Source organism: Chroococcidiopsis cubana SAG 39.79, from assembly GCF_003991895.1.
Classification (GTDB): Bacteria; Cyanobacteriota; Cyanobacteriia; order Cyanobacteriales; family Chroococcidiopsidaceae; genus Chroococcidiopsis; species Chroococcidiopsis thermalis.
Genome location: NZ_RSCK01000272.1, coordinates 1 through 482, shown reverse-complemented (window position 1 = coordinate 482; position 482 = coordinate 1). Strand labels below are relative to the sequence as shown.

The window sequence follows — 482 nt, the reverse complement described above, 5'->3', positions numbered from 1 at the left end:
TATAGCACCGAGTTGTTGCTGATGGGTGTCGATCCGACTCATGCTAGAAAATTGACCGGACATCAGAGCGAGAAAGCTTTGGAGCGCTATACCCTGCGCGGTGAACAAGAGGCGGCGATCGCGGCTTACTACCGTGCAGTTGGGGAAGAAATGGAGAAGCAAGATTTAGAATGAGAATGCTCTCATTTTATTAAAGGTTCTACCTCACCACTACTTTCATATCACTATCCGCCTGCTGTTACTTGCTCCTTAAATCCCTTGACAGCACCCCTACATCGGCAAATTTCGTAGCTCTAATTTCTAGCTTTTTGCCTGTCCAAGGTTCTTGATTTCAAGAAGTTGCACAAGCTCAGCTTTACGGAGTTTTGTAGCAGCTTTAATCCCCTTTGACAAGGCTTTTTGCCGCAGTTGAGCAAAAGACAAATTAGTCATTATAAACCTTTGAATGTACAAGTTATTGGTTCTTTAATTAACAACACTAG

At 43.4% G+C, this 482-nt stretch carries 1 protein-coding gene; it reads right to left on the bottom strand.

Going from position 1 to position 482, the window contains the following annotated elements:
• Positions 1-300: 300 nt before the first annotated feature.
• On the bottom strand, positions 301-432 hold the full coding sequence (locus DSM107010_RS42725) for a hypothetical protein (RefSeq protein ID WP_277871373.1): 132 nt from the start codon (positions 430-432) through the stop codon (positions 301-303).
• Positions 433-482 lie beyond the last annotated feature (50 nt).